Source organism: Limnohabitans planktonicus II-D5 (assembly GCF_001270065.2).
Classification (GTDB): Bacteria; Pseudomonadota; Gammaproteobacteria; order Burkholderiales; family Burkholderiaceae_C; genus Limnohabitans_A; species Limnohabitans_A planktonicus.
This window is the reverse complement of sequence record NZ_LFYT02000001.1, coordinates 64067-90479: the sequence shown is the minus strand read 5'-3', so window position 1 is coordinate 90479 and position 26413 is coordinate 64067. Positions and strand designations below refer to the sequence as shown.

General features: G+C 62.7%; 23 protein-coding genes. 6 read left to right on the top strand and 17 right to left on the bottom strand.

Annotation, left to right across the window (positions count from 1 at the left end; translation table 11 throughout):
• Positions 1-21 precede the first annotated feature (21 nt).
• Positions 22-1419 carry a PucC family protein gene (locus tag H663_RS20595; protein ID WP_053168872.1) on the top strand — a complete coding sequence of 466 codons (1398 nt, stop codon included), beginning with the start codon at positions 22-24 and terminating at the stop codon, positions 1417-1419.
• 721 nt (positions 1420-2140) lie between these two features.
• Here the strand turns inward: H663_RS20595 and H663_RS20590 are convergent.
• Complete coding sequence (locus H663_RS20590; protein WP_053168870.1) at positions 2141-2779, bottom strand: LysE/ArgO family amino acid transporter; 639 nt, start codon at positions 2777-2779, stop codon at positions 2141-2143.
• 75 nt (positions 2780-2854) lie between these two features.
• On the opposite strand from H663_RS20590, the gene H663_RS20585 reads away from it, so the two are divergent.
• A complete protein-coding gene (locus tag H663_RS20585) occupies positions 2855-3748 on the top strand; it encodes a LysR family transcriptional regulator ArgP (protein WP_053168868.1) in 894 nt (297 codons plus the stop codon).
• 14 nt (positions 3749-3762) lie between these two features.
• Here the strand turns inward: H663_RS20585 and H663_RS20580 are convergent, their stop codons facing one another.
• Positions 3763-4515: an aspartate/glutamate racemase family protein gene (locus tag H663_RS20580; protein ID WP_053168866.1), complete on the bottom strand. Its 753-nt coding sequence runs from the start codon at positions 4513-4515 to the stop codon at positions 3763-3765.
• Between the two features lie 263 nt (positions 4516-4778).
• Here H663_RS20580 and H663_RS20575 point away from each other — a divergent pair, with 263 nt between their 5' ends.
• Positions 4779-5759 carry a Bug family tripartite tricarboxylate transporter substrate binding protein gene (locus tag H663_RS20575; protein ID WP_053168864.1) on the top strand — a complete coding sequence of 327 codons (981 nt, stop codon included), beginning with the start codon at positions 4779-4781 and terminating at the stop codon, positions 5757-5759.
• A gap of 113 nt (positions 5760-5872) precedes the next feature.
• Positions 5873-6514 (top strand): flavin reductase family protein, encoded by a 642-nt coding sequence (locus H663_RS20570; RefSeq protein ID WP_053168862.1) that lies wholly within the window; start codon positions 5873-5875, stop codon positions 6512-6514.
• A 13-nt stretch (positions 6515-6527) separates the two neighbouring features.
• On the opposite strand, the gene H663_RS20565 is transcribed toward H663_RS20570, so the two are convergent.
• The 15 genes from H663_RS20565 to bchF are packed head-to-tail and all read right to left on the bottom strand — an operon-like array spanning position 6528 to position 23838.
• Positions 6528-6971: a BLUF domain-containing protein gene (locus H663_RS20565; protein WP_053168860.1), complete on the bottom strand. Its 444-nt coding sequence runs from the start codon at positions 6969-6971 to the stop codon at positions 6528-6530.
• A gap of 24 nt (positions 6972-6995) precedes the next feature.
• The gene (locus H663_RS20560) at positions 6996-8090 is read right to left on the bottom strand and encodes a phytoene/squalene synthase family protein (RefSeq protein WP_053168858.1); all 1095 of its coding nucleotides are present in this window, start codon (positions 8088-8090) and stop codon (positions 6996-6998) included.
• Positions 8077-9654, bottom strand: coding sequence for a phytoene desaturase (locus H663_RS20555; protein WP_083451019.1), 1578 nt, complete (start codon positions 9652-9654; stop codon positions 8077-8079). Before H663_RS20555 ends, H663_RS20560 begins: the two co-directional genes overlap by 14 nt.
• An 8-nt stretch (positions 9655-9662) precedes the next feature.
• Positions 9663-10448, bottom strand: a complete 786-nt coding sequence (gene puhE, locus H663_RS20550) for a putative photosynthetic complex assembly protein PuhE (protein WP_053168856.1) — start codon at positions 10446-10448, stop codon at positions 9663-9665.
• Entirely contained in the window at positions 10442-11524 is a 1083-nt protein-coding gene (acsF, locus tag H663_RS20545) for a magnesium-protoporphyrin IX monomethyl ester (oxidative) cyclase (RefSeq protein WP_053168854.1), read from the bottom strand. Before acsF ends, puhE begins: the two co-directional genes overlap by 7 nt.
• A 29-nt stretch (positions 11525-11553) precedes the next feature.
• Complete coding sequence (gene puhC, locus H663_RS20540) at positions 11554-12036, bottom strand: photosynthetic complex assembly protein PuhC (protein ID WP_053168852.1); 483 nt, start codon at positions 12034-12036, stop codon at positions 11554-11556.
• Complete coding sequence (gene puhB / locus H663_RS20535) at positions 12033-12698, bottom strand: photosynthetic complex putative assembly protein PuhB (protein ID WP_053168851.1); 666 nt, start codon at positions 12696-12698, stop codon at positions 12033-12035. The genes puhC and puhB overlap by 4 nt, the downstream gene beginning before the upstream one ends.
• On the bottom strand, positions 12695-13459 hold the full coding sequence (gene puhA / locus H663_RS20530; protein WP_053168849.1) for a photosynthetic reaction center subunit H: 765 nt from the start codon (positions 13457-13459) through the stop codon (positions 12695-12697). Before puhA ends, puhB begins: the two co-directional genes overlap by 4 nt.
• Positions 13460-13486: 27 nt before the next feature.
• The gene (locus H663_RS20525) at positions 13487-14944 is read right to left on the bottom strand and encodes a BCD family MFS transporter (protein WP_053169389.1); all 1458 of its coding nucleotides are present in this window, start codon (positions 14942-14944) and stop codon (positions 13487-13489) included.
• Positions 14941-15648, bottom strand: a complete 708-nt coding sequence (bchM, locus tag H663_RS20520; protein ID WP_053168847.1) for a magnesium protoporphyrin IX methyltransferase — start codon at positions 15646-15648, stop codon at positions 14941-14943. Before bchM ends, H663_RS20525 begins: the two co-directional genes overlap by 4 nt.
• Positions 15649-15669: 21 nt before the next feature.
• Complete coding sequence (gene bchL, locus H663_RS20515; RefSeq protein ID WP_019429120.1) at positions 15670-16581, bottom strand: ferredoxin:protochlorophyllide reductase (ATP-dependent) iron-sulfur ATP-binding protein; 912 nt, start codon at positions 16579-16581, stop codon at positions 15670-15672.
• Positions 16578-20408 carry a magnesium chelatase subunit H gene (locus H663_RS20510; RefSeq protein WP_053168845.1) on the bottom strand — a complete coding sequence of 1277 codons (3831 nt, stop codon included), beginning with the start codon at positions 20406-20408 and terminating at the stop codon, positions 16578-16580. Before H663_RS20510 ends, bchL begins: the two co-directional genes overlap by 4 nt.
• On the bottom strand, positions 20383-22035 hold the full coding sequence (bchB, locus tag H663_RS20505; RefSeq protein WP_053168843.1) for a ferredoxin:protochlorophyllide reductase (ATP-dependent) subunit B: 1653 nt from the start codon (positions 22033-22035) through the stop codon (positions 20383-20385). Before bchB ends, H663_RS20510 begins: the two co-directional genes overlap by 26 nt.
• A 16-nt stretch (positions 22036-22051) precedes the next feature.
• Entirely contained in the window at positions 22052-23335 is a 1284-nt protein-coding gene (locus tag H663_RS20500) for a ferredoxin:protochlorophyllide reductase (ATP-dependent) subunit N (RefSeq protein ID WP_205872656.1), read from the bottom strand.
• Positions 23332-23838 carry a 2-vinyl bacteriochlorophyllide hydratase gene (gene bchF, locus H663_RS20495; RefSeq protein ID WP_053168841.1) on the bottom strand — a complete coding sequence of 169 codons (507 nt, stop codon included), beginning with the start codon at positions 23836-23838 and terminating at the stop codon, positions 23332-23334. Before bchF ends, H663_RS20500 begins: the two co-directional genes overlap by 4 nt.
• Before the next feature lie 247 nt (positions 23839-24085).
• Here bchF and H663_RS20490 point away from each other — a divergent pair, with 247 nt between their 5' ends.
• Both H663_RS20490 and ppsR read left to right on the top strand, forming a co-directional pair.
• Positions 24086-24874, top strand: coding sequence for a cobalamin B12-binding domain-containing protein (locus H663_RS20490; protein WP_053168839.1), 789 nt, complete (start codon positions 24086-24088; stop codon positions 24872-24874).
• Between the two features lie 149 nt (positions 24875-25023).
• A complete protein-coding gene (gene ppsR / locus H663_RS20485; protein ID WP_053168837.1) occupies positions 25024-26412 on the top strand; it encodes a transcriptional regulator PpsR in 1389 nt (462 codons plus the stop codon).
• The last annotated feature ends 1 nt before the right edge of the window (position 26413 follow it).

Sequence of the window (26413 nt, the reverse complement as noted above, 5' to 3'; positions counted from 1 at the left end):
AAAGCGCTTGGTCTTTCCCTTATGAACAAAACAAAAACACGGTCTTCTTGGGCGAACTCGCTGGCCAGCTTGGGTCCGCGATTTTTGCCATTCGCCGACGCCGCCAGCGATGATCTGCCGCTGTCTCGTCTGCTGCGCTTGTCGCTGTTTCAAATTTCTGTCGGCATGGCCATGGTCATGCTGGTGGGCACCCTCAACCGTGTGATGATTGTGGAGCTGCAAGTGCCCGCCACGCTGGTGTCTTTGATGGTGGCCCTGCCTTTGCTTGTCGCTCCTTTTCGCGCCCTGATTGGTTTTCGCTCGGACAACCACCGCTCGCAACTGGGCTGGCGGCGTGTGCCCTATATCTGGATGGGCAGCTTGCTGCAATTCGGTGGTTTTTCCATCATGCCTTTTGCACTGCTGGTCCTGGCCGGTGCCGGACAGTCCAGTCAGGCACCGGCGTGGGTGGGGCTGGTGGGCGCTGCGGGTGCCTTCGTGCTGGTGGGCATTGGCATGCACACCGTGCAAACCGCAGGTTTGGCACTGGCCACTGACCTGGCCCCGCCCGAGAGTCAACCCAAAGTGGTGGGCCTCATGTATGTGATGCAACTGGTCGGCATGATTGGCAGCGCCTTGATGCTCGGCCATTTGCTGCGCGACTACAGCCCGGGTCAGCTCATTCGTGTGGTGCAAGCCGTGGCCGTGATGACCCTGGTGCTCAACGTGGTCGCCCTGTGGAAACAAGAGCCGCGCAGTCGCATGCGCAAGCCCGGCACGCCCATTGAGCACACCTTTTCGCAGGCTTGGCAGCTGTTTTGCCAAGGCCCCAACACCGTGCGGCGTTTGCTTGCCGTGGGACTGGGCACCATGGCCTTCACCATGGAAGACGTTTTGCTGGAGCCCTATGGCGGCGAGATCCTGGGCTTGAGCGTGTCCACCACCACCTTGCTCACAGCCAACCTGGCCTTGGGCGGCTTGATCGGTTTTGCCTGGGCTTCACGTGTGCTGGGCCGAGGGGGCGATGCCTACCGCATGGCCAGCTGGGGGGCTTGGGTGGGCGTGCCTGCTTTTGCGGCTGTCATCGCCTCTGGCCCTTTGGCCTGGGCACCCTTGTTTGCGTTCGGCATTTTCCTGATCGGTTTGGGCGGTGGTATGTTTGCCCACGGCACCCTGACCGCCACCATGCAAATGGCCCCGCCAGAGCAAACCGGCCTGGCCATGGGTGCCTGGGGTGCGGTGCAGGCCACGGCTGCGGGCGTGGGCATGGCACTGGGCGGTCTGGTGCGCGACGGCGTGGCACTGGGCAGCAGTTCGGTCATGGGCTACTCGGTGGTTTATGGCTTTGAAATCCTGTTGCTGGCCCTGACGCTGTGGGCCATGGCCCCCTTGCTGCGGCCAGCGCGTGGCGCTGTACGCCCTCCGCTCAAATCTGCATAATGCTGCCACCCCGCGTGAACCCCTTCACCCTCAACCTAAGGAAAAGCCATGGAAATCAAACACATCCTCATCATCATGTTCGTGGTTTTTTGCCTGTTCATGCTGGCCAACTGGTTCAACCGACCCAAAGGCCCACGCAAGTGATGCCTCAAACCTGACTTCAAAAAAAACCGCTGCGAAGCGGTTTTTTTGTAGCCGATTCATGCCGTCAGCAACCTGCCTCTTTCATTGGGGTCAGATCCCAATTATTCCCGTCACCCCGTAGGTCGGCGGTCGAAGACCCCGACGTTTGTGGGCCGTGCACCAAGACGCATGACCCACTTGAGCGCTCACCTCAGAAACGTCGGACTCTGCGAGTGCCGACCTACATGGCCATGCGTTTGTAGGTCGGCGGTTGAAGACCCCGACGTTTGTGTGCCGTACACCCAGGCCCATGACCCACATCAGCGCTCACCTCAGAAACGTCGGACTCTGCGAGTGCCGACCTACATGGCCATGCGTTTGTAGGTCGGTGGTCGAAGACCCCGACGTTTGTGGGCATTGCACCCAGGCCCATAACCCACATCGGCGCTAACCTCAGAAACGTCGGACTCTGCGAGTGCCGACCTACGAGATGACCTTTCTCACGCATTTCTATCTTCAGCGTGCCAAATCCATAGGAGCGGTGCCCTCGCCGCAACAGAGCCTCGCATACCGCCACCATCGCCAAAACCTTGTGTGCCTATAAAGCATGGCGCAGCAACAAGGCCGACAGCACCCACATGGTCACACCGATCAGGGCATCGAGCACTTGCCAGGCGCGGGGACGTGCAAACCAGGGCGCCAGCCAGCGCGCCCCAAAGCCCACGGCGCTGAACCACAGCAAACTGGCCACACTGGCCCCAGCCGCAAACCAGCCCTGCAAGGGGACGGGCTGCTGTGCGCCAATGCTGCCCACCAACAGCACCGTGTCCAGATACACATGCGGGTTGAGCAAGGTGAACGCCGCCGCTTGGGCCAGCGCCGCCCCAAGGCTCAGACCTTGGCCCATGCTTGTCACATCCAGCGCGCTGGCCTGGCGCGCTCGCCGCAGCGCTCGCCAGCCATACACGGCCAAAAACGCCGCCCCGCCCAAAGCCAGGCCACGGGCCAGCATGGGCCTGTCGCCCAGGGCTTGTGCCATGCCCAGCACGCCCGCCGTGATCAGCACCGCATCGGCCACCGCGCAAAAGGCCACCACGCTGCCCACATGCTCACGCCGCAAGCCCTGGCGCAAAACAAACGCGTTTTGCGCGCCAATGGCCACGATCAGGCCCAGGCTCAAAAACAGGCCTTGGGCAAAGACGGGGCCCACGCCGGAAATGGTGTCGTTCAAGTTCATGGGGTGAGAGCTTGTCAGTCTTTGCTGGTTAAGACAAACTGTCATTCATTAATCAACTTTAGAAAATCTAATTCCATGCTCGACTATTTGTCTTTGTCTGCCTTGGCAGCCGTGGTACGTGAGGGCAGCTTTGAGCGCGCTGCACGCGCACTGCACGTCACGCCCTCGGCGGTGTCGCAACGGATTCGGCAGCTCGAAGAGCGCGTGGGCTGTGCCTTGGTGGTGCGCGGCCAGCCCTGCCAAGCCACCGACACCGGGCGACGGCTTTGCCAGCACATGGACCGGGTGCGCTTGCTGGAGCAAGAACTGCAAGGCAGCTTGCCCGCCCTGGCCCCCGAGGGCGTGACGCGCGTTGCGCTGCCCATTGCGGTCAATGCCGACAGCCTGGCCACCTGGCTGGCCCCGGCCATTTCGGCCTTTGCTGCCGAGGTCCCTGTGCTGATGGATGTGGCTGTGGACAACGAGGACCACACCGCGGGCTGGTTGCGCAGCGGGGCCGTGCTGGCTGCCGTGACCGCCACGGCCCGGCCCGCCACCGGCTGCAACAGCCGCCCGCTGGGTGCCATGCGCTACCTGGCCGCCGCTAGCCCGGCGTTTGTGGCGCGTTATTTTTCCGATGGCGTGACCGCCGGACGCTTGGCCGAGGCCCCCAGCCTGGTGTTCAACCCGCAAGACGACTTGCAGGCGCGCTGGGTCAGGCGGCTGTGCCATCGGCACGTCGAGCTGCCAAGGCACAGCTTACCCTCTACACAGGCCTTCATCACTGCCGGATTGGCCGGCATGGGCTGGGGCCTGCACCCCGAGACCTTGATTGCGCCGCACCTGCAACGCGGCGACTTGCTTGAGCTGGTGCCCCAAACCCCACTCGATGTGCCGCTGTACTGGCAAGAAACCCGCGCCGCATCGGCCTTGCTCGATGGCTTGAGCCGAGCGGTGGTGCAGGCGGCTCGGGGGAGTTTGATGGTTTGAAGGACGGGTCTTGTTCACATCCAAGTCGACATGCTGATAAATGCTTGGGGCAGTCCCACCCATGGTGCATAAAAACCGTCACGTTCTGTGGGAGCTTTCGGAGCCAGTTGTCCATGCAACACATCCCAGCCGGCCTGCGCGCTATCGATCAAGGGCAGGTCGCAGTGGGCTTGCAACAACCGGGCGTAACCGGCCAGTCCGGCGCCTCCCAAAATGATGCTGGAGACGCCGCTTTGGGCTGCGCTTTGGCAAGCTTGTCTGAGGCAAGCAAGGGCCATGTCGGGGTCGGCCTGGAGTGCCGCCCCGGTGGGGGCCACGGTTTCGATGTGCCGCAGTTGTGGCCCAAAGCCCAGGCTGCCCGCCAAACGGTGCAGCATGGGCTTCCAGCGTTCGCCACCAGTCACGATGGCAAAGGGGCCGTGCGATGCGGCTTGAATGAAAGAGGCCTCGGCCAGCCCAGTCACCGGGCAAGCACTGGCTTCCCGCAGGGCGAACAGACCCGGGTCGCCAAAACACCCAATCAACACGCCATCCAGCGCATCGGATGAGGCGCTGCGCTGTGCCGCCCAGGCATCCAGGCAAGCATGTGCGGCTACCGCGTGGCTGGCTTCGCAGGCGATGTACTGCGCGCCAAAGCGAGCGGTGCGCACATCCAGCTGCAAGCCTTGCGGCAATAAGGGGAGCAAAACATCTTGCAGGCGCTGGGTGGTCAAGTGGTTGGTGTTGGGGTTGATCAGCAAATAACGGCGAGGTCTTGGCAAGTCCATGTCGGGTGTTCCTCTTTCAATGGTTGGGCCGGTGCCCCAAAACAGGGCAAAGAGTTGTTTCAAAACAGGGCGGCCTGTGATGCTGTCCCTGTTTTGGGGTGGTGAATGTCGGGCTTGATCGGGGTGCTCCTTTGTGCTGTGGATGGTGGAGACCTCTGCAAAGCATCAATCGGGCCGGGTTGGCACACCTTGTGCATGGAGGGGATCAGGATGGGTGATGGCCCATTCCCTTGTTTTCAACCCTGCTTGCTCAAGGAGTCTCCATGAAACGTCGTGAATTACTGGCCGCCGGTGCTGCCACATTGGCCGCCCCGTGGGTCCACGCCCAGTCCTCTGCCTGGCCCAGCAAAGGCCCGATCCGCTTGATCTGCCAATACCCACCGGGCGGCTTGGTGGACACTGTGGCGCGGATGATGGCGCCGCACCTCTCGAGCGCTTTGTCGCAAACCGTAGTGGTGGACAACCGTGCGGGCGCGGGTGGTTTGATCGGTACCGAATTCGCTGCACGCCAAGCTGCCGACGGCTACAGTTTGCTCGTCAGTCATGCCTCGGTTCACATCTATGCCACCGCCACGCGCCGCACCATGCCTTTCGATCCGGTCAACGATTTCACCCACATGGGCATGCTGGTCGAAGCGCCCATGCTGCTGCTGGTGCGGGCCCAGTCGCCTTACCAAACGCTGGCGCAGTATGTGAACGCAGCCAAGTCCAAACCCGTGCGATTTGGCACCTCGGGCATCGGCTCGGCCAACCACCTGTATGGCGAGCTGCTCAAAATCGAAGGCCAGGCCAGTGAGCACGACCATGTGCCTTACCAAGGCAGCGCCCCGGCCATGCAAGACCTGCTGGGCGGCCAGATCGACAGCGTGTTTGACCCCGTCACCACCAACGTCAACCAGCTCAAGGCCGGCTCGCTGCGCGCCTTGGCGGTGTCCACGCCCAACCGCATGGCGGCATTTCCCAACATCCCCACCTTTGCCGAGTTGGGCTATGGCTCGCTCACCGGCTCTCAGTGGCTAGGCCTGTCTGCGCCCAAAAATTTGCCCCCACCCATTGCGCAGCGCCTGACCTCACTCATCCCTGAAATCCTGGCCAAGCCCGACGTGATGGCGCGACTGGAAGAGGTTCAAACCCTGCCGCGCAAAACACCGGTGGTGGGGGATGATTTCGTCAAGCTCATCCAGACGCAAATCTCCAGCTGGAGCGCAGTGGCCAAACGTGCCAAGGTCGAAGTGATCGCCTGAGCGCCAGCCAAGGCTTTCACGCCACCACCCGGCGGCAGCATCCAGCGAGGACTAGACTGGGTGCTGCCGTTTTTTTCTTGCCCCATCCTTCACCCGCACCTTGTGGAACCCCCATGACCGAAGTCGACTTTGACCAGATCAGCAGCTACCAGCGCTACAAGCTCATGGCCAGCCTGATCGTGCCCCGTCCCATCGCCCTGGTGACCACCCTCGGGGCCAACGGGGTGATCAATGCCGCGCCGTTTTCCATGTTCAACATGATTGGTGAAGACCCGCCCATCCTGATGATCAGCATCAACCGCCTGCAAGACGGCCGCCTCAAAGACACCGCTGCCAACATCTTGCACAACGGCCAGTTTGTGGTGCACATGTCCGACGAGCCCATGGCGCAAAAAATGCACCACTGTGGCGAGTCCATGCCTTCTGATGTGAGTGAGCTGACCACCGTGGGCCTGACGCCTGTGCCCTCCCGCACGGTGACACCACCGCGCATCCAGGAGGCGCCCATTGCTTTTGAGTGCGTGCTGCACGAAAAACTCGAAACCCCCAGCCGCTACGTCTTCATCGGCCGCATCCAGTGGCTGGCCGCCCGAGAGGGCTTGATCGACACCGAAGCCTGGCGCGTCAACCTGCGCGACTACAAGCCAGTGGCCCGCTTCGGCGCGAGTTTTTACACCCGAACCGATGACCGGTTTTCACTGTCGGACAAGCCGGGCGAAGCGCCGTCGGTCAACACAGCGATTGATCAGATGTGAAGTGGCCGGCGTGTCAAGCCGCAGGCATCCGAATCGGTTGTCCCGATTCCAGCAGGTCCAGCACCTGCTGCATGACCTGTGGGCCTGATGCGGAGTAGGGGTCGAAGTCGGGGTGCTGCAGTTTGACCATGGGGTCGTCCACCGACAGGTGCACCAGTGCCATGGACCATTGGCCAAAGCGGCGTTCGTGGATTTCTTCGTAGTGCAGGATTTCCACGTCCTGGTGGCGGTTGTCGGCGCTGATGCGGCGGTACAGGGCGTTCACGCGGCTGCGTTCGCCCTCAATGACCTGAAAGAAAAAGCCTTGGCCTTGGCACAGCACGCCGGTGATGCCTTGCACGGCGTTGTGGGCTTGGGCTTGCGCCAGGATGCTCGTGGTCATGGTTGTGGTTTGCGGGCCGACGGCGCGGCTCACGTACAGCAGGCGCACGTTGATGCTGTGGCTGGGCACCCTCATGGTCTTGTGCTCATGGTGCTGGGCTCATGAATTTTGACGCAGTGCGTTGCGGTCCAGGCGCTCGGTCTCACGGCGTTCGAACAAGTTCAGCATCCAGGCCACGCGCTGGGGCATGGCCCGGTTTGGGAAATACGCTTTGTTGCCCGTTTGCTGGGCGGCGTCGCGGCAGCCTTGCACCAGGCCCACGATGGCGGCCAGCGGCTCTGGGTTGTGGTCGGCCACCCGTATCCAGTGCACCTGGGTCCAGGCGCTGGCCAGCAGCATGAGCTTGCGCGTGGTGCTGACCACCGTGCGTTTGTTCACCGAGTCCAGGCCCTCGCGGCGCAGCTGGTGGCCAATCTCGGCGTAGATCATGCTGGCCGCGCAAATGGCGGCGCGGCAGTCGGGCGGCAAGGCGGCAATGCCCGAATGCGCTTGCTTGTACAGGCGGTCGGCCTCGTCGAGCAAACGCGTCACCACCAGCGCGATGGCGGGGGTGAAGGTGGGTTGGGCCATCCAGGCTTCGGGCTGAACACCGGCTTCCACCAGCCAGCGGCGCGGCAGGTACAGGCGGCCGATGCTGGCGTCGTGTCCCACGTCGCGGGCGATGTTGGTGAGCTGCATGGCCACGCCCAGTTCGCAGGCGCGGGCCAGGGTGTCCATGCTTTGCGGGCCCATGATCCAGCTCATCATCGCGCCCACGCTGCCCGCCACGCGGGCGCCATAGGCGTGCAGGTCTTCGATGCTGTCGTAAGTGCGGCCCCCGGCATCCCAGGCAAAGCCTTCGATGAGCGCGTCCAGCAAATGGCGCGGCAGTTTGTACTGCTGCACCACCAGGCTCAGCGCATGGTCTTCCACATGGTCGTGCGGGGTACCGGCATAGATGGCGTCCAGGCGCTTTTGCAGCACATCGAGCGGGGTGTCGCCCGCAGCGGCTTCGTCCACCAGGTCATCGGCCACGCGGCAAAAGGCGTAGAGCGCGATGGCCGCCGTGCGCACACGCGGCGGCAGCAGGCGGCTGGCGGCAAAAAAGGTTTTGGAGCCGCCCTGCATCATGGCCACGCAGGCCTGCAGGTCTTGCGAGTCGAAGTCGAGTTCTTGCAAACTGACGGCGTTGGGGGTGCGTTCAGACCTTGACATGGGGGACCACCGATTCCAAAGCTTTGGCCGACATGAGCACACCCGGCACGCCCGCGCCCGGGTGGGTGCTGGCACCCACCACAAACAGGCCCGGCACATCCTCGCTGCGGTTGTGGGGGCGGAACCACGCGCTTTGCAGCAGCAGGGGCTCCAGGCCAAAGCCCGCGCCTTTGTAAGACCACAAGTTGTCCTGAAAATCTTGCGGTGTGCTGACCTTGCTGGTCACGATGCTGCCCTGCAGACCGGGCAACACGCTGGCTTCCAGGCTCTCGGCAATGGCTGCGCGGTAGGTCTCGGCAAAGGCGGGCCAGTCGGTGCCACTGTCCAGGTGGGGCACGGGCGAGAGCACATAAAAGGTGTCGCAGCCTTCGGGCGCCAACGAAGGGTCGGTGGCGGTGGGGCGGTGCAAATACAGGCTGAAGTCTTCGGCCAGTTTGTGCTTGTTGAAGATGTCTTGCAGCAGGCCTTTGTAGCGCGGGCCCAGCACCATCATGTGGTGTGGCACGTCTTTGTACTGTTTGGAGGTGCCGAAGTACCAAACGAACAGGCCCATGGAGTATTTGCCGTTGGCGATCTTGCGGTCGGTCCAAACGCGGCGGTGCTCAGGCGCGACCAGGTTTTTGTAGGTCCAGGCGGTGTCGCCGTTGCTGACCACGATGTCGGCGGGCACGAACTCACCGCTTTGTAATTCGATGCCACAGGCACGGCCGTTTTCGATGCGGATTTGTGTGACGGGCGCGTTGCAACGCAGGGGGACGCCGCGCTCCTGCAGCAAGCCGACCAATCCTTTGACAATCGCCCCGGTGCCGCCCATGGCCGAGTGCACACCCCAGGTGCGCTCCAGCGAGTTGATCAGCGCATAAGCGCAGGTCACGGCAAAGGGGTTGCCACCGATCAAAAGCGGGTGAAAGCTCATCACGGTGCGCAGCTTGTCGTTGCGCATGTGTTTGGCCACCAGGCTGTACAGGCTGCGCCAAGCGCCCATGCGCAAAAAGTCGGGGATGGCGGCCATCAGGTCGCTGACCTTGTCAAAGGCCATGTCGCCCATGCCTTCAAAACCCAGGGTTTTGCAGCGCTCGGCTTCTTCCAAAAAGCGTTCGTAGCCGGGCAGGTCAGCCGGTTCAAAGCGGGCGACTTCGGCGCGCATGTGCTCGGGGTCGCCGTTGTAGTCAAACCAGGTGCCGTCTGAAAATCGCACGCGGTAAAACGGGTCCATGGCGACCAGCTTCACGTCGTCCGCAAAGCTTTTGCCGCACAGCGCCCACAGCTCTTCGAGCAAAAAGGGCGCGGTGATGATCGTGGGGCCCGCATCAAACGTGAAGCCGTCCTGGTGGTGCACATAGGCACGGCCTCCGGGGGCGTCGAGTTTTTCAAACACCTTGACCTCGTAGCCCTTGACGCTCAGGCGAATCGCTGCGGCCAGGCCGCCAAAACCGCTGCCAATGACCACCGCCACTGGGCGCTGACGGGTGCTATCCATCTCGCCTGCATGGGGGCGTTGAGGGGTGCTGGGTGTGCCAAAGCCATCGGCACGCAGGGCGGGGGTGAGGGTCAAGGTGTTCATGTTGGCCTTCAAGGGGGTGTGGTCAAAGCCGGTTTGCGGGTCTGGCCCATGGCCCAACCCCACAGCCGCTCCAGTGGCCAAGGAAAAATCATGATGACGTGTTCAACGATCGCGAGGCCCAGCAAAGTGGCCAGCATGACCCAGCCGGTGGTGATGGCCACAGCGCCTTGCTGGGCGAGCCAGACCAGCCAGAACCAGGTGCCCATGGCCACGCCCATCGAGAGCACGAACCACAGCGACATGCCGCTGGTGGTACGGAAATAACTGGCCAGGTAGACCAAGTGCGCGGGCAGGTATTGCGCGCCGTTTTGGGGCACGCCAAAAAACAAATTCAGCTTGGCCGACAGGCGCATGCACCACAGCAGCGCAAAGGTGCAAATGGCCACATGGCTGGGCTGACGCTCTTGCATCCACCACAGCACGGCGAAATTGGCCAGCAAGGCCAGCTCGTGGTAGAGCATGACCTGCACCGATTGCACAAAACGCGGCCACCCTGTGGTGCCGGGGTCCAATGGGGTTTTGCGCGGACCGGTGATCCAGCCGGTCAAAAAAGCCAGCTCGTGCCAGCCCCACATCAGGATCACGCTGCCAAAAGCGAGGTAGGCGTTGAACACGCTGACCTCTTGCATGCTGTGGGCCACGCCCCAAAAACTCAAAGCCAAAAGCACCGTCCAACCCGCCAGGCTGAAACGAAAGCTGCGCGCAGGCAGCCGGTCGAGCCACAGGATCACGCCCGTGCCGAGCCACCAGCACAGGGCCGTGAACACGCAGGCCCAGACCACTTCATTCACCATGCCGGTTCCATGCGCACTTGGGGCGACAGGTCTTGTTGAATGACGGGCATTAAGTACAGGCGCGCAAAGGTGGCGGCGGCTTTCACGGCGCAGACGCCTTGCTGCAATTTACCCACCACGCCGCCTCGGGCCTTGGCTTTGGCCATGGCTTGCGACAGGGCAAACAGGCGCTCCAGGCCTCGGCGGAAGTCGGGGTGGTCGGTGTCAAGCGCCAGCGGGAAGACCTGCTTGGTGATCTCGGTGGTGATGCGAAAGACCTGGTAGTCGTATTCACTCGAATCCAGGCCCATGGCTTCGTGCAGCATGGGGCGGGTGTGGTCGCGCACGTACATGGTGGCGTACACGGCCAGCAAGAAAAAGCGAATCCAGAGCTTGTTGCCGCCGCTGAGCAATTTGGGGTTGGCGCGCATGATCAGCGCAAACGATTCGCCGTGGCGGAACTCGTCGTTGCACCACAGCTCGAACCAGCGAAAGATGGGGTGAAAGCGTTTTTCGGGGTGCTTTTCGAGCTGGCGGAAGATGGTGATGTAGCGGGCGTAACCAATCTTTTCCGACAGGTAGGTCGCGTAGTAAATGTATTTGGGCTTGAAGAAGGTGTACTTCTTGGTGCGCTTCAAATTGCCCAGGTCAATGCCTAAGTTGAAGTCGCGCAGCGACAGGTTGATGAAGCCCGCGTGGCGCGATTCGTCGCGCGCCAAGTAGGTCATGAGCTGCTTGATGTCGGGGTTGGTGACGTTCTTGCGAATCTCGTTGTAGAGCACGCAACCCGAAAACTCTGACGTGAGTGAGCTGACCAGAAAGTCCATGAACTCCTGGCGCATCTCGGGCGACAGGCTGGCCATGCCCGCGGCCACTTCGCCCGCAAACGCTTCGTCGCGCTGGAAGTGGTCGTGGTTGTTGTCGCCCTCGTACTCGGCCATCATCCTGTCCCATTCGGCGCGCACGGGTTCGACGCTGATGCGGTCCATGGCGGCGAAGTCGGTGGTGTAGAAACGCGGGCTGATCATGTCGTCGTGCACGGCCTTTTTGTTGGCATCTTCAGCGGTTTCGATGGTGTGGACAACGGTGGCGGTCATGGGGTTCTCCGGTGCAGAAAAATTCAAGGTCAGGGGGCTGTTGGGCCGGCCAGTCTCAGACTGGCAAACACCGCCGCGTTGCTGGGGCCAAACGACTCCAGGTCAATTCGCTGGCCGGTGCTGGGGTCTTGCAAAGTCAGGCGGCCGTCGGTGCGGCCGATCAATAAAAAGGGGGCTTCTTTGCCCAGGCTTTCGCGCTGGCGTTCACGGGCCAATGCGCGTAAGGTGCTGCGCAAAAAACCTTGCTCGCCAGAAAATACAGCCACTTGTTGGCCGGAGCGGTGGTCCACCACGGCGATGTCGCCACTGGGCAGGTCGCGAAACTGCAGGTCGCGCTGCCACTGCACGGCTGCGTCGGGCGTACGTGGGTCCAGGCCCGACCAGCGGGCCAGGCCCACAGCCACCAGCATGGCCAGCAGCATCACGCCGATCCAGGCCATGGGCCGGTTCAGGCCCTGGGTCTGCGGCGTTGGGCGGCTGGGCTGCCAGTCGTGTTGGGGCAGGGTGTTCATGCCAGCATGCCGTGGTTGGGTGTGTGGGGCTGATTGACCGGCGCAGTTGCTGGCGAATCCCCCAACTGCAGGCTTTGGCCCGCACGTTCGGCACGCCACAGGTTCAGCAGTTGCTCACCCACTTGTTGGCTGTCTGGCACGCAGCGCAAAGTGGGTTGGGGTTGTGTCACATGCCAAGCACGCTGGTGTGGCCACAGGTGGGCCCAGCCGATGCGGTCTTCAGGGTGCAAGGCCAGCGCGATGTCGCCGGTGCCTGCACCTTGTGTCTTGAGTGACGCACCCGCGATGCGTTTGAAGGGCAGGTTGAAGGTCAGCGTGAGCACGATGCCAATCCTCATGACCACGCGCTTGTTGGTGAGGGTGTAGAGCGTGCTGCGCGCTGACATCCAGGCGGTGCCCAAGAGCAGCGTCAAGGCCAGGGCGTAGAGGCTGGTGGCCACGACCAGAGGCTTCCAATCCACCCGTCCCTCGGGCGCGGTGAGGTTGATGGCCTGCACCGCGAGCATGAGCGCGAAGTAAAGCGCGACCTTGCGCACATGAAACGCGTGGATGGCCAGACGTTTCCAGTCGGGCGCGCCCTGCCAGACCACGCGCTCGCCCTTGGGCAGGGCGCTGGGCAGGCCGGGTGCGGCTTCCCACTCGTGTTCGTGGGTGGCTTTCATATGATGGGTTCCTGACGCTCAGGGGTGGCGTACAAGGTGCCCGCGCCGTAGTAGGCGGTGATTTTTTCTTCTTCGAGCAAGGTGATCTGCTCGTTCGATTTGGTTTGCGGCACGTTCACAAATTGGTGGCCCAAAATGGCCTGCACATGGGTGCCGTCTTTCTTGATGCGCGCAAAGGTCATGGGCAGCAGCACGCGCTTGTCGGAGCCTGCCAGTTGCACTTCGGCGTAACGGAACATCATCTCCATGCGGTCGACCCACAGGTCCACCACGGTGCCGGCCACGACCTTGTCAGCGCCCCAAACGGGCAAGCCACGCGGGTCCACGTCTTGTTGGGCCACCGAATGGTCAGCCGCTACGCGCAGGGGCACGATTTTGGGGTGACCGTGCGGGTCCGCATCGGGGATGTCGGCGCGCATGGCCCAGGCACCTGGGCCAACGCCTGCCAGCAGCGGATCGCCCACGGGCTCCAGTGGTGCGCCGTTCCAGCCGTGGGTGGGTTGGCCGCTGTAGGTGCCGTCAGGGCGGGCCAAATCGGGCGACAAGTAGGTGTGGCCGTCTTGCGTCTTGAAAGTCTTGGGCTCGGGCACGGGTGGCCAGCCTTCGATCTTGGGGCCGTTTTCGCGGCCCGAATCCATGGGGTAGCCCTCGCGGTGGTTTTCACGCAAGAGGTAATAAATCAGCCCCGCAAAGAATGCCCAGAACATGTACAACACGATTTGGGCCACATCGATGTACTGTGTGATTGCGCCTGTTTCCATGGCTGTCTCCTTCAAAAAATCGGTGCATCAGCCCGGCAGTTGCGCCAGGCCAAAGGGTTGGGGGGTGCCGGTTTTGGGGGCCGCTGCCCGCGCCGCCAAACGGCTCGCGCGCAACATCGGGCCCAAAGCCACCAGCACAACAAACAACAAATACATTTCCAGGTGGTAGACGAAGCTGTAGGCAGTGATGGGGGTGACCAGCACCTCGCCCAAAGCGCCCGACATGGCCAGCACCGACACGCCGTCGCGCAAAGCCCCACCCAGCGCCATGGCCGCACCTGCGCTGGTGGCTTGCACCGCGCCCCAGGTGCCGATGACCAAACCGCCCAAGTGGCCCAGGGGGCTGCCGTCTGCCGCCATGCCCATGGCCGTGACCAGCATGCCCACTGAAAACAAACCGCCACTGAAACCGATCAGGCCCACGCCGATGCGAAACATCCAGGCCGCTTCGAGCGGACCCGAAAAAATCACCATGGCAAACGCGGGCAGGCCCAGCAGCACACCCAGGCTGGCCAAGCGGCAAGCGTGCATGCCACCCGACAGCCAGCGGGCTGACACGAGGAAAGCCAGCAAAGCACCACCGGCACTCAAGGCCGTGAGGGCGCTGGTCGCGCCCACGTCAAGCTTCAGGATCTCGGCCGCATACGGCTCCAGCACGATGTCTTGCATGTTGAAGGCAAAGGTGCCCAGAGCCAGCGTCCACAAAAAGCGCCGCATTTGCGGCTGGGCGATCAGGTCCTTCCAGCTGCTGGCAAAGCCACCGGCTTCGCGGCGGCCGCGCTTGGCACCCCGAGCCTCTTGTTTCCACAACGAGGCCAGGTTCATCACCGCCACCATGACGGCGCAGCCCTGCACCAACTGGATGAGTTTTTGCGGGCTGAAGTCACTGAGCACCAGGCCGAACACCGCGCTGCTGGCGATCATGCCCACCAGCAGCATGCTGTAGAGCAAGGCCACCACGCGGGGGCGTTTGTCGTCTGTGGCCAAGTCGTGCGCCAGCGCCATGCCAGCGGTTTGCGTGACCTGGATGCCCGCGCCCACCAGCACAAAGGCCAGGCATGCGCCCAGTTGGCCCACCCACAGGTTGGCAGCCTCGGGCTCGGACAGCAGCAACAAGGCAAAAGGCATGATGGACAGGCCGCCAAACAGCAGCAAGGTGCCGGTCCACAAATATGGAATACGGCGCAGGCCCAAAGCCGATGGGTGCGTGTCGCTGCGGTAGCCGATCAGGGTGCGCAGCGGTGCGAACACCATGGGAATGGCGACCGCCAAGGCCACCCACCAGGCGGGCACTTGCAGCTCCACGATCATGACCCGGTTGAGTGTGCCCACCAGCAGTGCCGTCACCATGCCGATCACCACCTGGAACAGCGACAGGCGCAAGAGGCGCGCCATCGGCAGCTCAGGCGAAGCCGCATCGGCAAACGGCATGAAGCGCGTGCCGTAGGCCGTGAACCAGCGGGGCATGGGGACGCGCAGTTTCATGAGCGTGTCCATTCCCAGGCTTGAGAGGTGTAAAAGCCGCTGGCCACGCGCTGCATGCGCGCGCCTTGCCAGCCCTGCAAATCCACATGGTTTTGCATGCGCTGCAGCAAGTCGGCGTGCGCCACTGGTGACAAAGAAGGCGAGCGGTCGCTGCGCGGAAACAAGCGGCCCGCGCTGTGCATCAAGGCCAAGAGCGGCGTGCGCGGCGCAAACGTAAAGGCCATGGAGCTGCGCGTGCGCTGGGCCAAACCTGCCAGTGCTTCGGCGATTTGGTCGCTGTCGTAGTGGATCAGCGAGTCCATGCAGACCACATGGTCAAAGTGACCCAAGTCGGGGCTGAGCATGTCGCCCGACAAAAATTCCACCGAGCCTGGCATCGTCGGGTGTTCGGCGGCCATGCGTTCGGCAGCGAGCTTGACCAGAGTGGGTGACAAATCAATCGCCACCACTTCAGCCCCGCGCAGGGCCGCTTGCAGGGCCAGCGCGCCGGTGCCGCAACCGGCGTCCAGCACGCGCAGGCCGCGCAGGTCTTGTGGCAACCAAGACAGCAGGGTTTCGCGCATGGTGTCGCGACCGGCGCGCACGGTGGCGCGGATGCGGCCCACCGGCTCGTTCGAGGTCAATCGCGCCCAGGCATCGGCCGCCGTGCGGTCAAAGTAGTGCTCGATCTGGCTGCGGCGTTGTTCGTAGGCGGTGGTGTTCATGGTGTGCTTTCTGGAGGGTGATCAGTCAAAACCCAGCAGGTCAAAAATGTCGCGGTCTTTCATCGGGATGGAGGGCAGTGGGTCGGCCCCCAGCCACAGGGCCGCGGCCAGGCGCATGTATTCGTCTTGCACGGCTTTGACGGCGGGAGTGGGCTCCAGCTCAAACAAAGTGCACTTTTGCAAACGGCTCTTGCGGATCTCGTCGAGCATGGGGAAGTGCGCCATGGTTTTCAGGCCCGTGACCGCGTTGTATTTGTCGATCTGGTCGGTCGCATCGCTGCGGTTGGCGATCACACCGCCCAAACGCACGTTGTAGTTTTTGGCCTTGGCGCCAATGGCTTGCACGATGCGGTTCATCGCAAAGATGGAGTCGAAGTCGTTGGCGGTGACGATGAGTGCGCGGTCAGCGTGTTGCAACGGGGCGGCAAAACCGCCGCACACCACATCGCCCAGCACGTCAAAAATCACCACGTCGGTGTCTTCGAGCAGGTGGTGTTCTTTGAGCAGCTTCACGGTCTGGCCGACCACATAGCCACCGCAGCCGGTGCCTGCAGGCGGGCCACCGGCTTCGACGCACATCACGCCGTTGTAGCCTTTGAAGACGAAGTCATCGAGGCGCAGTTCTTCGGCATGAAAGTCCACGGTTTCGAGCGCATCGATCACGGTGGGCATGAGTTTTTTGGTCAGGGTGAAGGTGGAGTCGTGCTTGGGATCGCAGCCGATTTGCAGCACGCGTTTGCCCAGCTTGCTGAAGGCCACCGACAGGTTGGACGAGGTTGTGCTTTTGCCGATGCCGCCCTTGCCGTAAACGGCAAACACCTTGGCGGTGCCGATCTTGACGGTGGGGTCCATCTGGAACTGCACGCTGCCTTCGCCGTCTGCGCCGCGTACCCTTTGAATGCTGTTCACGGGGATGCTGGTGGTTTCGATCATGCTGGGAGTCCTTCTTGTATGCCTTCAAGGCGGTCTTCAAGTTCTTCACCGGCACGCAGCAGGGCTGTCATGGTCTCGGCGTCGGGTTGCCAATACTGGCGGCGGGTGGCCTCCAGCAGGCGGTTGGCCACTTTGGCCGATGCGGTGGGGTTGAGCTGGGCCATGCGCTCGCGCATGGCGGGGTCCAGCACAAAGGTCTGGGCCAGCTGCTGGTAAACCCAGGGCTGCACTTGCCCTGTGGTGGCCGACCAGCCCATGGTGTTGGTCAGGTGCGCCTCGATCTGGCGCACGCCTTCGTAGCCGTGTTGCAACATGCTTTCGTGCCATTTCGGGTTGAGCATGCGGCTGCGGGTTTCCAAGGCCACTTGTTCGGTCAGGCTGCGCACCACGCCCTCGCCTTGGGTCTGGTCGCCAATGAAGACGGGCGGGGCTTCGGCGGCGTTGCCGTCGCGCTGGTGTTTGGCCTGCAGCACGGCGCGGCTGATGCCGCCCAGGGTGTCAAAGTAGGTGTCGATGCTGGTCACGCCCAGCTCCACCGAGTCGAGGTTTTGGTAGGTGAGCGACACACTGGCCAGCGCGCTTTGCAGCACCGAGGTGTTGCGCACCGGGCGGCCTTCGCGGCCGTAGGCAAAACCTTTGCGCTGGGTGAAGGCGTCGCCCAGTTCGTTTTCGTTTTCCCAGCAGCTGCTGTCGATCAGGTGGTTCACGTTGGCGCCGTATGCGCCTTCGGTGTTGCCGAACACGCGCAGTGCGGCGCATTCCATGTTGCTGCCTTCGTGCTCGGCCAGGTAGGCCAGGGCATGTTGGCGCACAAAGTTTTGCTCAAGCGGCTCGTCGGCGCTGGCCGCCAAAAACGCGGCTTCGGCCAGCAGGCGGATTTGCATGGGCAGCAGGTCGCGGAAGATGCCTGACAAGGTGATGACCACATCGATGCGGGGGCGACCCAGTTCGGCCAAAGGAATCAGCTGTGCGCCAGCCAAGCGGCCGTAGCTGTCAAAGCGCGGGGCTGCGCCCATCAAGGCCAGGGCTTGCGCCATGGGGCTGCCTTCGGTCTTGAGGTTGTCGGTGCCCCACAGCACCATGGCCACGGTCTCGGGCAGGGCCTGGTGGTCTTGCTGGTAACGGGCCAAGAGCTTGTCGGCTTGGCGCATGCCGTCGCGAACGGCAAAGGCCGAGGGCATGCGAAACGGGTCGAGGCCGTGCAGGTTGCGCCCGGTGGGCAGCACGTTGGCATTGCGGATCAGGTCGCCGCCAGGAGCGGGCTGCAAGTAGCGGCCGTCGAGGGCGCGCATCAGGCCTTGCATTTCGTGGTCTTCGCCCAGCAGGCGGTTGCTGCGCACCAGCTGGCGCAGTGTCTCGGCTTGGGCTTTATCGCCAGCGGGCAGCTCGTTGCTGAACTGTGCGTTCAGTTGCGCCTCACTCGCACCGTCGACCAAGGCTTCCATCAAGCTGGCGTTTTGAGCGCCGGTCAAACCCATGGCGTCGGCCATGACTTTGAGGGTGCCCAAGCGCTGCTCGCGGGTGGGGGCTTGGCCCATGACGTGCAGGCCTTCAGGAATCAGGGCGTATTCGAGTTCGAGCAGCTGGTTTTGCAGCCGCTCGATCCAGGCGGTGGGGTCTGCCGCCTGATTTGCTGGCACGGCCAGGTCGATGCTCTGCGCTTGCTCGCGGATCAGTGTGGTCAGGCTCTCGCGGTCCTGCGCTTGGTCGGGGCCCATTTGCTGCCAACGCTCAATGGATTGCTGCAGGTTGACCAGTTCTTTGTACAGGCCCGAATGTGTGAGCGAGGGGGTGAGGTAGCTCACCAGCGTGGCCGCGCCCCGGCGTTTGGCCAGAGCGCCTTCGGACGGGTTGTTGGCGGCGTACAGATACACATTGGGCAGCGCGCCGATCAAGCGGTCGGGCCAGCACTGGGCCGACAAGCCGGTTTGTTTGCCCGGCATGAATTCGAGCGCGCCGTGCGTGCCAAAGTGCAGCACCGCGTCGGCGGCGTAGTCGTCGCGCAGGTAGCGGTAAAAGGCGCTGAAGGCGTGGGTGGGGGCGCAGCCAGTTTCAAACAGCAGGCGCATCGGGTCGCCTTCATAGCCAAAGCCCGGTTGCACCGTGACCACCACCTGGCCAAAGTCTGCGCCGAGCACAAAGATGGACTGGCCGTTGGTCAGGTGTTTGCCGGGCGCGGGGCCCCACTGCGCTTCGATCTCGTTCAACCAACGCTCGTTTTGCACATGGTGGCTGGTGTCGATGGCGTGCAGCATATTGGCCTGCGTGCCGTACTGGCTGGCGTTGCCTTGCAGCAGGCGGTTGCGCAGCTCGTCCACGCTGTCCGGCAAGGTCACTTGGTAGCCTTCGAGCGACAAGCGCTGCAAGGTGTTGAACAGCGACTGGAACACCGACAGGTAAGCGGCCGTGCCCACGCTGCCTGCGTTGGGTGGGAAGTTGAACAGCACGATGGCCAGCTTGCGCTCGGCGCGTGGTTTGTCACGCAGGCGCACCAGGCGCTCGACGCGGGCGGTCAGCATTTCGGTGCGTTCGCTGCAGGTGAACATGTCCTGGCTGCGCGGGCCGCTGGGGAAGGTGCAGCGCTTGTCGCAGCCGTGGCAGGTTTCACCAGCGGGGCCGGGACGACCACCGTAGACCATGGGCAAGATCGAGCCGTCGAGTTCGGGGATGGCCACCATGATGGTGTTTTCCACCGGCAGCAGGCCGCGTGTGGAGTCGCCCCATTGCTCGATCGACTGGAACTCTAGCGGGTGCGCGGCGATATAAGGTACATCAAGCTCGCTGAGCGCCACTTCGGCGGCGCTGGCGTCGTTGTAAGCGGGGCCACCGACCAACGAAAAGCCGGTGAGCGAGACCAAGGATTGGATTTGGGTGCCCGTGCCTTGTTTGAAAAAGCGGTCCATGGCCGGGCGGGCGTCCAGTCCGCTGGCAAAGGCGGGGATGACACGCAGACCACGCGCTTGCAGCGATGCGATGACCGCGTCGTAATGCGCGGTGTTGCCGGCCAGCAAATACGAGCGCAGCAGCAACAAGCCCACGGCGGGCTGGTCTTTGCGGCCGTGACCGGGCAGGTCGCTCAGCTGTTCGCTGATGCGGTTTTTCATCTGCGGGTGGTACAGGCCCACCTCGGGGTATTCGATCGGGTCTTCGGGCTTGGCCAGTGCACGCAGCGGCTCGCGCGGGCCTTGGGCGTAGCGGTGCACCAGGGTTTTGACCAGATGCTCGATGTTGTGCTCGGAACCGGCCAGCCAGTAGCGCATGGTCAAGAAGTACAGGCGCAGGTCTTGTGCGGTGCCGGGGATGAAGCGCAGCAACTTGGGCAGGCGGCGCAGCATGGCCATTTGTTTGGCCCCGGCGCTCGATGGCGCGCCAGTCTCTGAGCCGGTGTCTTTGTTCTTGGCGCTGGGACGCAGCTTTTTGAGCAAGGCCATCAGGCCACTCGATTCGCGGCCCATCACCAGCTTGCCCATGCGGGTGAGCTGGGTCACTTGCGGGGCCGACATGATGCAGACCATGGCGTCGCAATGGTCTCGGCGCGCCTGCAGGGCGTCCAACACCGGCAGGAAATGGTCTTCCATGAACAGCATGGTGACGATGACCAAGTCGGCTTGGGCCACGGCCGCCAAGCACGCGGCCAGGGCCTTGTCGCTGTCGCGCCAAGCCGAGGCGCTGTGGGTTTGCAGGTGCAGGCCGGGCAGGTCGCGGGCCAGGCGCTCGGCAGCGCTCTCGGCGGCGCTGGCCAAGTGGCTGTCCATGGTCAACAGCACCACGCTCATGCGCGGTGCGCTGGAGGTGGCCTGCTTAGCGGCTGAAGTGGGCTTTGGCATCGTAGAGCGTCTCCACGGTGATGGTCGCCACGCCCAGGTCTTGGGCAAATCGCTCGGTGTTGCGGCGCGCTTTGCCCCGCACAAAGAACGGGATCTTGCCCAGCTCCTTTTCAGCCTCGGGGCTCCAAGTGGCCTGGTTCGAAGCGGCTTGGGCGGGGGCGGCGACCTTTTGAACGCTGTCTGTGGTCAGGGTGTCGGTGCGGGCGGGTGCAGACACAGGCATGGGCGTCGTTGTGGCAACGGGTGAGGGCACAGGGGCAGTGACGACCGCAGCCACGTTTTCAGCCGCAGGCCGTGTGCTGCCCAAGTGCGAGGGCGCAGCACCGGCGTGGAACTCGAAGTCTTCGCGGAACATGCCGATCAGGTGTTCCTCCAGGCCCATCATCAGCGGGTGCACCCAGGTGTCGAACAGCACGTTGGCACCTTCAAAACCCATTTGCGGCGCGTAGCGGGCGGGGAAGTCCTGCACATGCACCGGGGCCGAAATCACCGCACAGGGAATGCCCTGGCGCTTGGCAATGTGGCGCTCCATTTGTGTGCCCAAGATCAGCTCGGGCTGCAGCGCGTTGATCTGGGTTTCGACTTCCAGGTAGTCGTCTGTGATCAGCGCCTCGACGCCGTAGCGCTTGCCGCAATCGCGCACTTCGCGGGCAAATTCGCGGCTGTAGCTGCCCAGGCCCACCACCTCAAAGCCCATCTCCTGGCTGGCGATGCGGGCAGCGGCCACCACATGCGTGGCGTCGCCAAAAATGTAGACGCGCTTGCCGGTCAGGTAGGTCGAGTCGACCGACTTGGCGTACCAGTGGGCGTGGGCGTTGGTCGGGTCTTGTGCGGGTTGGGGCAGGCCGGTCAGCGTGCAGACTTCGGCGATGAAGTCGCGCGTGGCGTGGCTACCGAGTGGCACGGTCTTGGTGTAAGGCTGGTCAAACTGGCGCTGCAACCACTGCGCGGCGGCCAGGCCAATTTCGGGGTAGAGCACCACGTTGAAGTCGGCTTCGGCCAGTTTTTGCACGTCAGCCACGCTGGCGCTCAAAGGGGCGACCACGGCGACATCGACACCGAGTTGGTTCAGCAGTTGGGTGATTTCCTTGACGTCGTCGCGGTGGCGAAAACCCAGGGCGCTGGGGCCCAAGATGTTGCAAGTGGGGCGGGCCTTTTTCAGCTTCTCGGGCTTTTCAGCGGCGGGCTTGTGCACCAAGTGGCGGCACAGTTGGTAAAAGGTCTCGCTCGCGCCCCAGTTTTCCTTGCGTTGGTAGGACGGCAGCTCCAGCGCCACGACGGGGATGGTCAGTTGGAGGGCTTGGGCCAAACCGCCCGGGTCGTCCTGAATCAGCTCGGCCGTGCAGGACGAGCCCACCAACATGGCCGCAGGATTGAAGCGCGCCATGGCCTGGCGTGCAGCGTCTTTGAAGAGCTCTGCTGTGTCGCCGCCCAGATCACGCGCCTGGAAGGTGGTGTAGGTGACGGGCGGGCGGCGCGGCAGGCGCTCGATCATGGTGAACAGCAGGTCGGCGTAGGTGTCGCCTTGGGGGGCGTGCAACACGTAGTGCACGTCCGTCATGGCGGTGGCCACGCGCATCGCGCCCACATGGGGCGGTCCTTCGTAAGTCCAGAGCGTCAGTTGCATGGGGTGTTCCTGCGCTTTAAGCCGCCAGCTTCAGGCGGCGTTTGAGGGGGCGGCTGAACAGGCCGGCGAGGTCCGCCGCTTGCTCGTAGCCTTGAATGGGGGTGAAGACCAACTCGATGGCCCACTTGGTGGTGATGCCTTGTGCCTCCAGGGGGTTGGCCAAACCGAGGCCACAGACCACCAAATCGGGCGCATCGGCGATGCAGCGGTCGAGCTGCAGGTCCACGTCTTGGCCTTCGCTGATGCGTGTGCCTGCGGGGATGAGCGCGAGTTCGGCGGCCATGTGCTGGCGGTGCAAATAGGGCGTGCCCACTTCCACCAAGTCCATGCCCAGTTCGCGGTGCACAAAGCGCGCCAACGGGATTTCGAGCTGTGAGTCGGGGAAGAAAAAGATGCGTTGTCCTTGCAGCATCTGGCGTTGCACGGCCAGGGCTTTTTCGGCGCGTTGGCGCGGCGCGGCGGTGGCTTGTTCAAACACTTCGGGGGCCACGCCAAACTCGGTGGCGGCTGCTTGCAGCCAAGCGGTCATGCCTTCCACGCCCAGCGGGAAGGGCGCTGCCAAATGCTGCGCGCCGCGCGACTGCAGGGCGCGGGCGGTGTCGGCCAAAAAGGGCTGGGCCAACAAATAACGGGTGTTTGGGCCGACCACCGGCATGGCCTGGCTGTTGCGCGGCGGGAAGAAGCTGACTTGCAAACCCATGCGATCAAACAAGCTGCGCATCTGGTCTTCGACCACGTCGGCCAGGGTGCCGACCACCATCAGGGCGGGGGCGGTGTCGGGTGCGCTGGCGGGCAGGCCGGGGACCATGGCCGCGAGGCAAGCGTCTTCGCCTTGGGTGAAGGTGGTTTCGATGCCGCTGCCCGAGTAGTTGAGCACGCGCACCTTGGGGTGGTGAATCTGGTTTTGGCGCTCGGCCGCGCGCGACAGATCCAGCTTGATCACCTCGGACGGGCAAGAACCCACCAAAAACAGCAAGCGGATGTCGGGGCGTCGCGCCAGCAACTGGCCGACCACGCGGTCGAGTTCTTCGTGCACATCAGCCAATCCGGCCAAATCTCGCTCGTCGATGATGGCGGTGCCAAAGCGGGGTTCGGCAAAGATCATGACGCCAGCGGCCGACTGGATCAGGTGGGCACAAGTGCGTGAGCCCACCACCAGAAAGAAGGCGTCTTGAATCTTGCGGTGCAGCCAGATGATGCCGGTCAGGCCACAAAACACCTCGCGCTGGCCACGTTCGACCAAAGGCACGACGTCGGTGCAACCGGAAGTTTCTGCGCGGATCGGGATGACAGTGCTCATGTGCTGGCCTGTGCGCCCGTGACGGGCAGTGATGGGGTTTCGGTTTTTTGCAGCCGCGCCATGCGCAGCTTGCGGATATATTGCGCGGCGTTGATGGCGTAGCTGCCATACGCGGCCAGGGCCAGCCACAGCAAGTCGTTGGCGCTCCAGGCGCCTTGCCACCAAGCCCAGACATAGGCGGTGTGCAGCACCATCACCCCCATGCTGACCACGTCTTCCCAATAGAAGGCGGGGGCAAACAGGTATTGGCCGAAGACGACTTTTTCCCAAATGGCACCCGTGACCATGATGGCGTAGAGCACCACGGTCTTGAGCACCACCGAGGCCAGGGCCCAGTCGGTGTGCTCGCCGGTGTGCAGGCTGTTGATCACCAAATAAAGGCTGATGCCAAAAATCAGGAACTGCACCGGGGCCAGGATGCCTTGCACCAGTGTCCAGGCGGTCGCGTCACGCCGGGCGCGTTGCGCTGGTGTGTACAAAACCTGGGGGCTGGATGCGGGCATGAGGAACCTTGTGCTGTGAACGTCTTGGAATGAATGTAAGTGGGTGCCCCATAGTGTGTCAACATAAATTGACATATTTTATTGATTCAAGGGTTTACACTGAAGGCAAGCTGTTGAATTCCCTGCACACTCAAGTTCGTGTTTTGCAGGCGCATGGCGATGACCTGCTCAATACAACTCTTGCGACGAACACTCCGAGCTGTTGGAGCCTGCCGCTGGTGTATCCCATAGATGATCGGTGCTTGTCATGGCGCAATTCAATGTCGAAGACTCCCAGTTCCCGCCACAAATGGCCGGATTGGCGACGCAGTTGCCCGAGGCCTTGAGGCAGGGCGTGCCTGTTGGACCTCGTTTGGTCGGCGGAACTTCTTTCGCAGGTAAGTCTGCGCTTGACCTGGCCCAGGTGCAGCACTTGGCACAGGCCTGTTTGCAAGGACTGGACGCCGCCAGACGCGTGGTGTTTGGCTGGCAGCGCCAGGGGCAATCGCTCGAAGACATCTATCTGCAGGGCATCACCCCGTGTGCACGTTTGCTGGGCCAATGGTGGTGTTCGGATCGGCTGGACTTCGCCATGACGACCATCGCGTCGTCCCATCTCCAGCAGTTGTTGCACGATTTCAGTGCTGAATTTCTGCTGGAATCGCCCCAGCAGCGCAATGGTCTGAGCCTGCTTTTATTGACTGAGCCCGGCGCTCAGCACAGCATGGGACTGTTCATGCTCAGCGAGTTTTTCAAACGTGCCGGTTGGACCGTGACGGTGGGTGTCCCTCAGGATGTGGCCGAATTCAAACATCTGTTTTTGTCGGACTGGTTCGATGCCGCCGGTATTTCTGTCTCCACCGACAGGCACTTGCAGACACTGACCCATCTGTTGCCGCCACTGCGTGAGGCGTCGGACAACCTGAATTTGCAGGTGTTCGTGGGCGGCCCCATGGCATTCATGGCCCCTGATTCGCTCAAGGGCTTGGCCGCCAAACTCGTGGCCGAGGATGCCCCCAAAACGGTGGCCTGCGTCACACAAATGCTGGTTTTGTGATCCACAAGCGTGACCTTAAATGACAATTCAGATACTTTTATTACATTTAATTCCCAGGGCTTTGGGGCTGTCAGACTGGCATCACCCTATACTTATCTGACAAATTCAAGTGTCAACTTCCTGATGCTCAAACCCGTTAGTTTTAAAACATGAAGCTCCCTTCTCTGGACCCGTCCACCTTCTCCCAATTGCTGGGAGTGGTGTCAGACCTCACCTTGGTCATGGACCCGCAGGGTGTGATTGAGGATGTGTCAACCGGGCGCGACACCTTGGCCGCTTTGGGCTGCCAAGCTTGGGTGGGACGCCGCTGGATCGACACCGTCACCAGTGAAAGCCGCATCAAGATCCAGGAAATGCTCAAGTCCCAAGGCGTGCCCGACGTCATGCGCTGGCGGCATGTGAACCACCTGTCTGCCTTGGGCAGCGAGGTGGCCATTCAATACGTGGTGTTGCCTCTGGGCGGCGGCAAGCTGCTGGCCATGGGCCGCGACCTGGAAAGTCTGGCTGAATTGCAGCGCCGCCTGGTGGAAACCCAGCAATCCATGGAGCGTGACTATCTGCGCTTGCGCCACATTGAGGCGCGTTACCGCGTCCTGTTTGACACCTCGTCTGAGGCCGTCTTGATGGTGGATGCCGCCACTCAGCGCGTTCTCGAAGCCAATGTGGGTGCACAAGCCTTGCTCAAAGACGCGGGCAAACGCCTGGTGGGCCGTGATGTGCGCGAATGTTTTGAAGGCGACAGCCAGGGTGAAGTGCAGTCTTTGCTGCGCATGGCGCTGGCCACTGGCCGCATCGAGATGTGTTCGGCCCGCGTGGCGGGCTTGCCCTCGGCTTGGACGGTGTCGGCCACGGTGTTTCGTCAGGAGGGCGGGGCGCAGTTTCTGGTGCGCCTGGTCACCCGCGAGGCGGCATCTGCCCCGCTGCACGATGCCGGATCTTCGGCCGCTTTGAGCGAAGCGATGGAGCGCTTTCCAGATGGTTGGTTGCTCACCGACACCTCGGGGGTGATCAAAAGCGTGAACGAAGAGGGCATGGCCTTGCTGGGCCTGACGGCTTCGTCACAGGTGGTGGGTCAAAGTCTGGATCGCTGGCTGCTGCGCGGTGCGGTGGACTGGGGCGTGCTCAACACCAGCTTGCGCCAGCAGTTGCCGGTGCGCAATTTCGCCACCGAGGTGCGCACTTTATCGGGCATGACCTTGCCCGTGGAGGTTTCGGCCGTGTACCTGGCCCGGCCCGAGCCAATGTATGTCTTTTTTGTGCGTGACATGGACCGACGCCTGCAAGGGGGTGCTTCCTTGGCTCAAAGCCAAGTCAATCCCTTTGCCGAGTTGTCGCAGTTGGTGGGGCGACGCCCCATCAAAGACATCGTGGGCGAGACGGTGGATACGATTGAGCGCCTGTGCATTGAAGCGGCCCTGGAGCTGACCCACAACAACCGCGCATCGGCGGCAGAAATGCTCGGTTTGTCGCGCCAAAGTCTCTATGTGAAATTGCGTCGCTTTGGCATGGTGGCCGAGGCTGAAACAGAAAACATCTGAA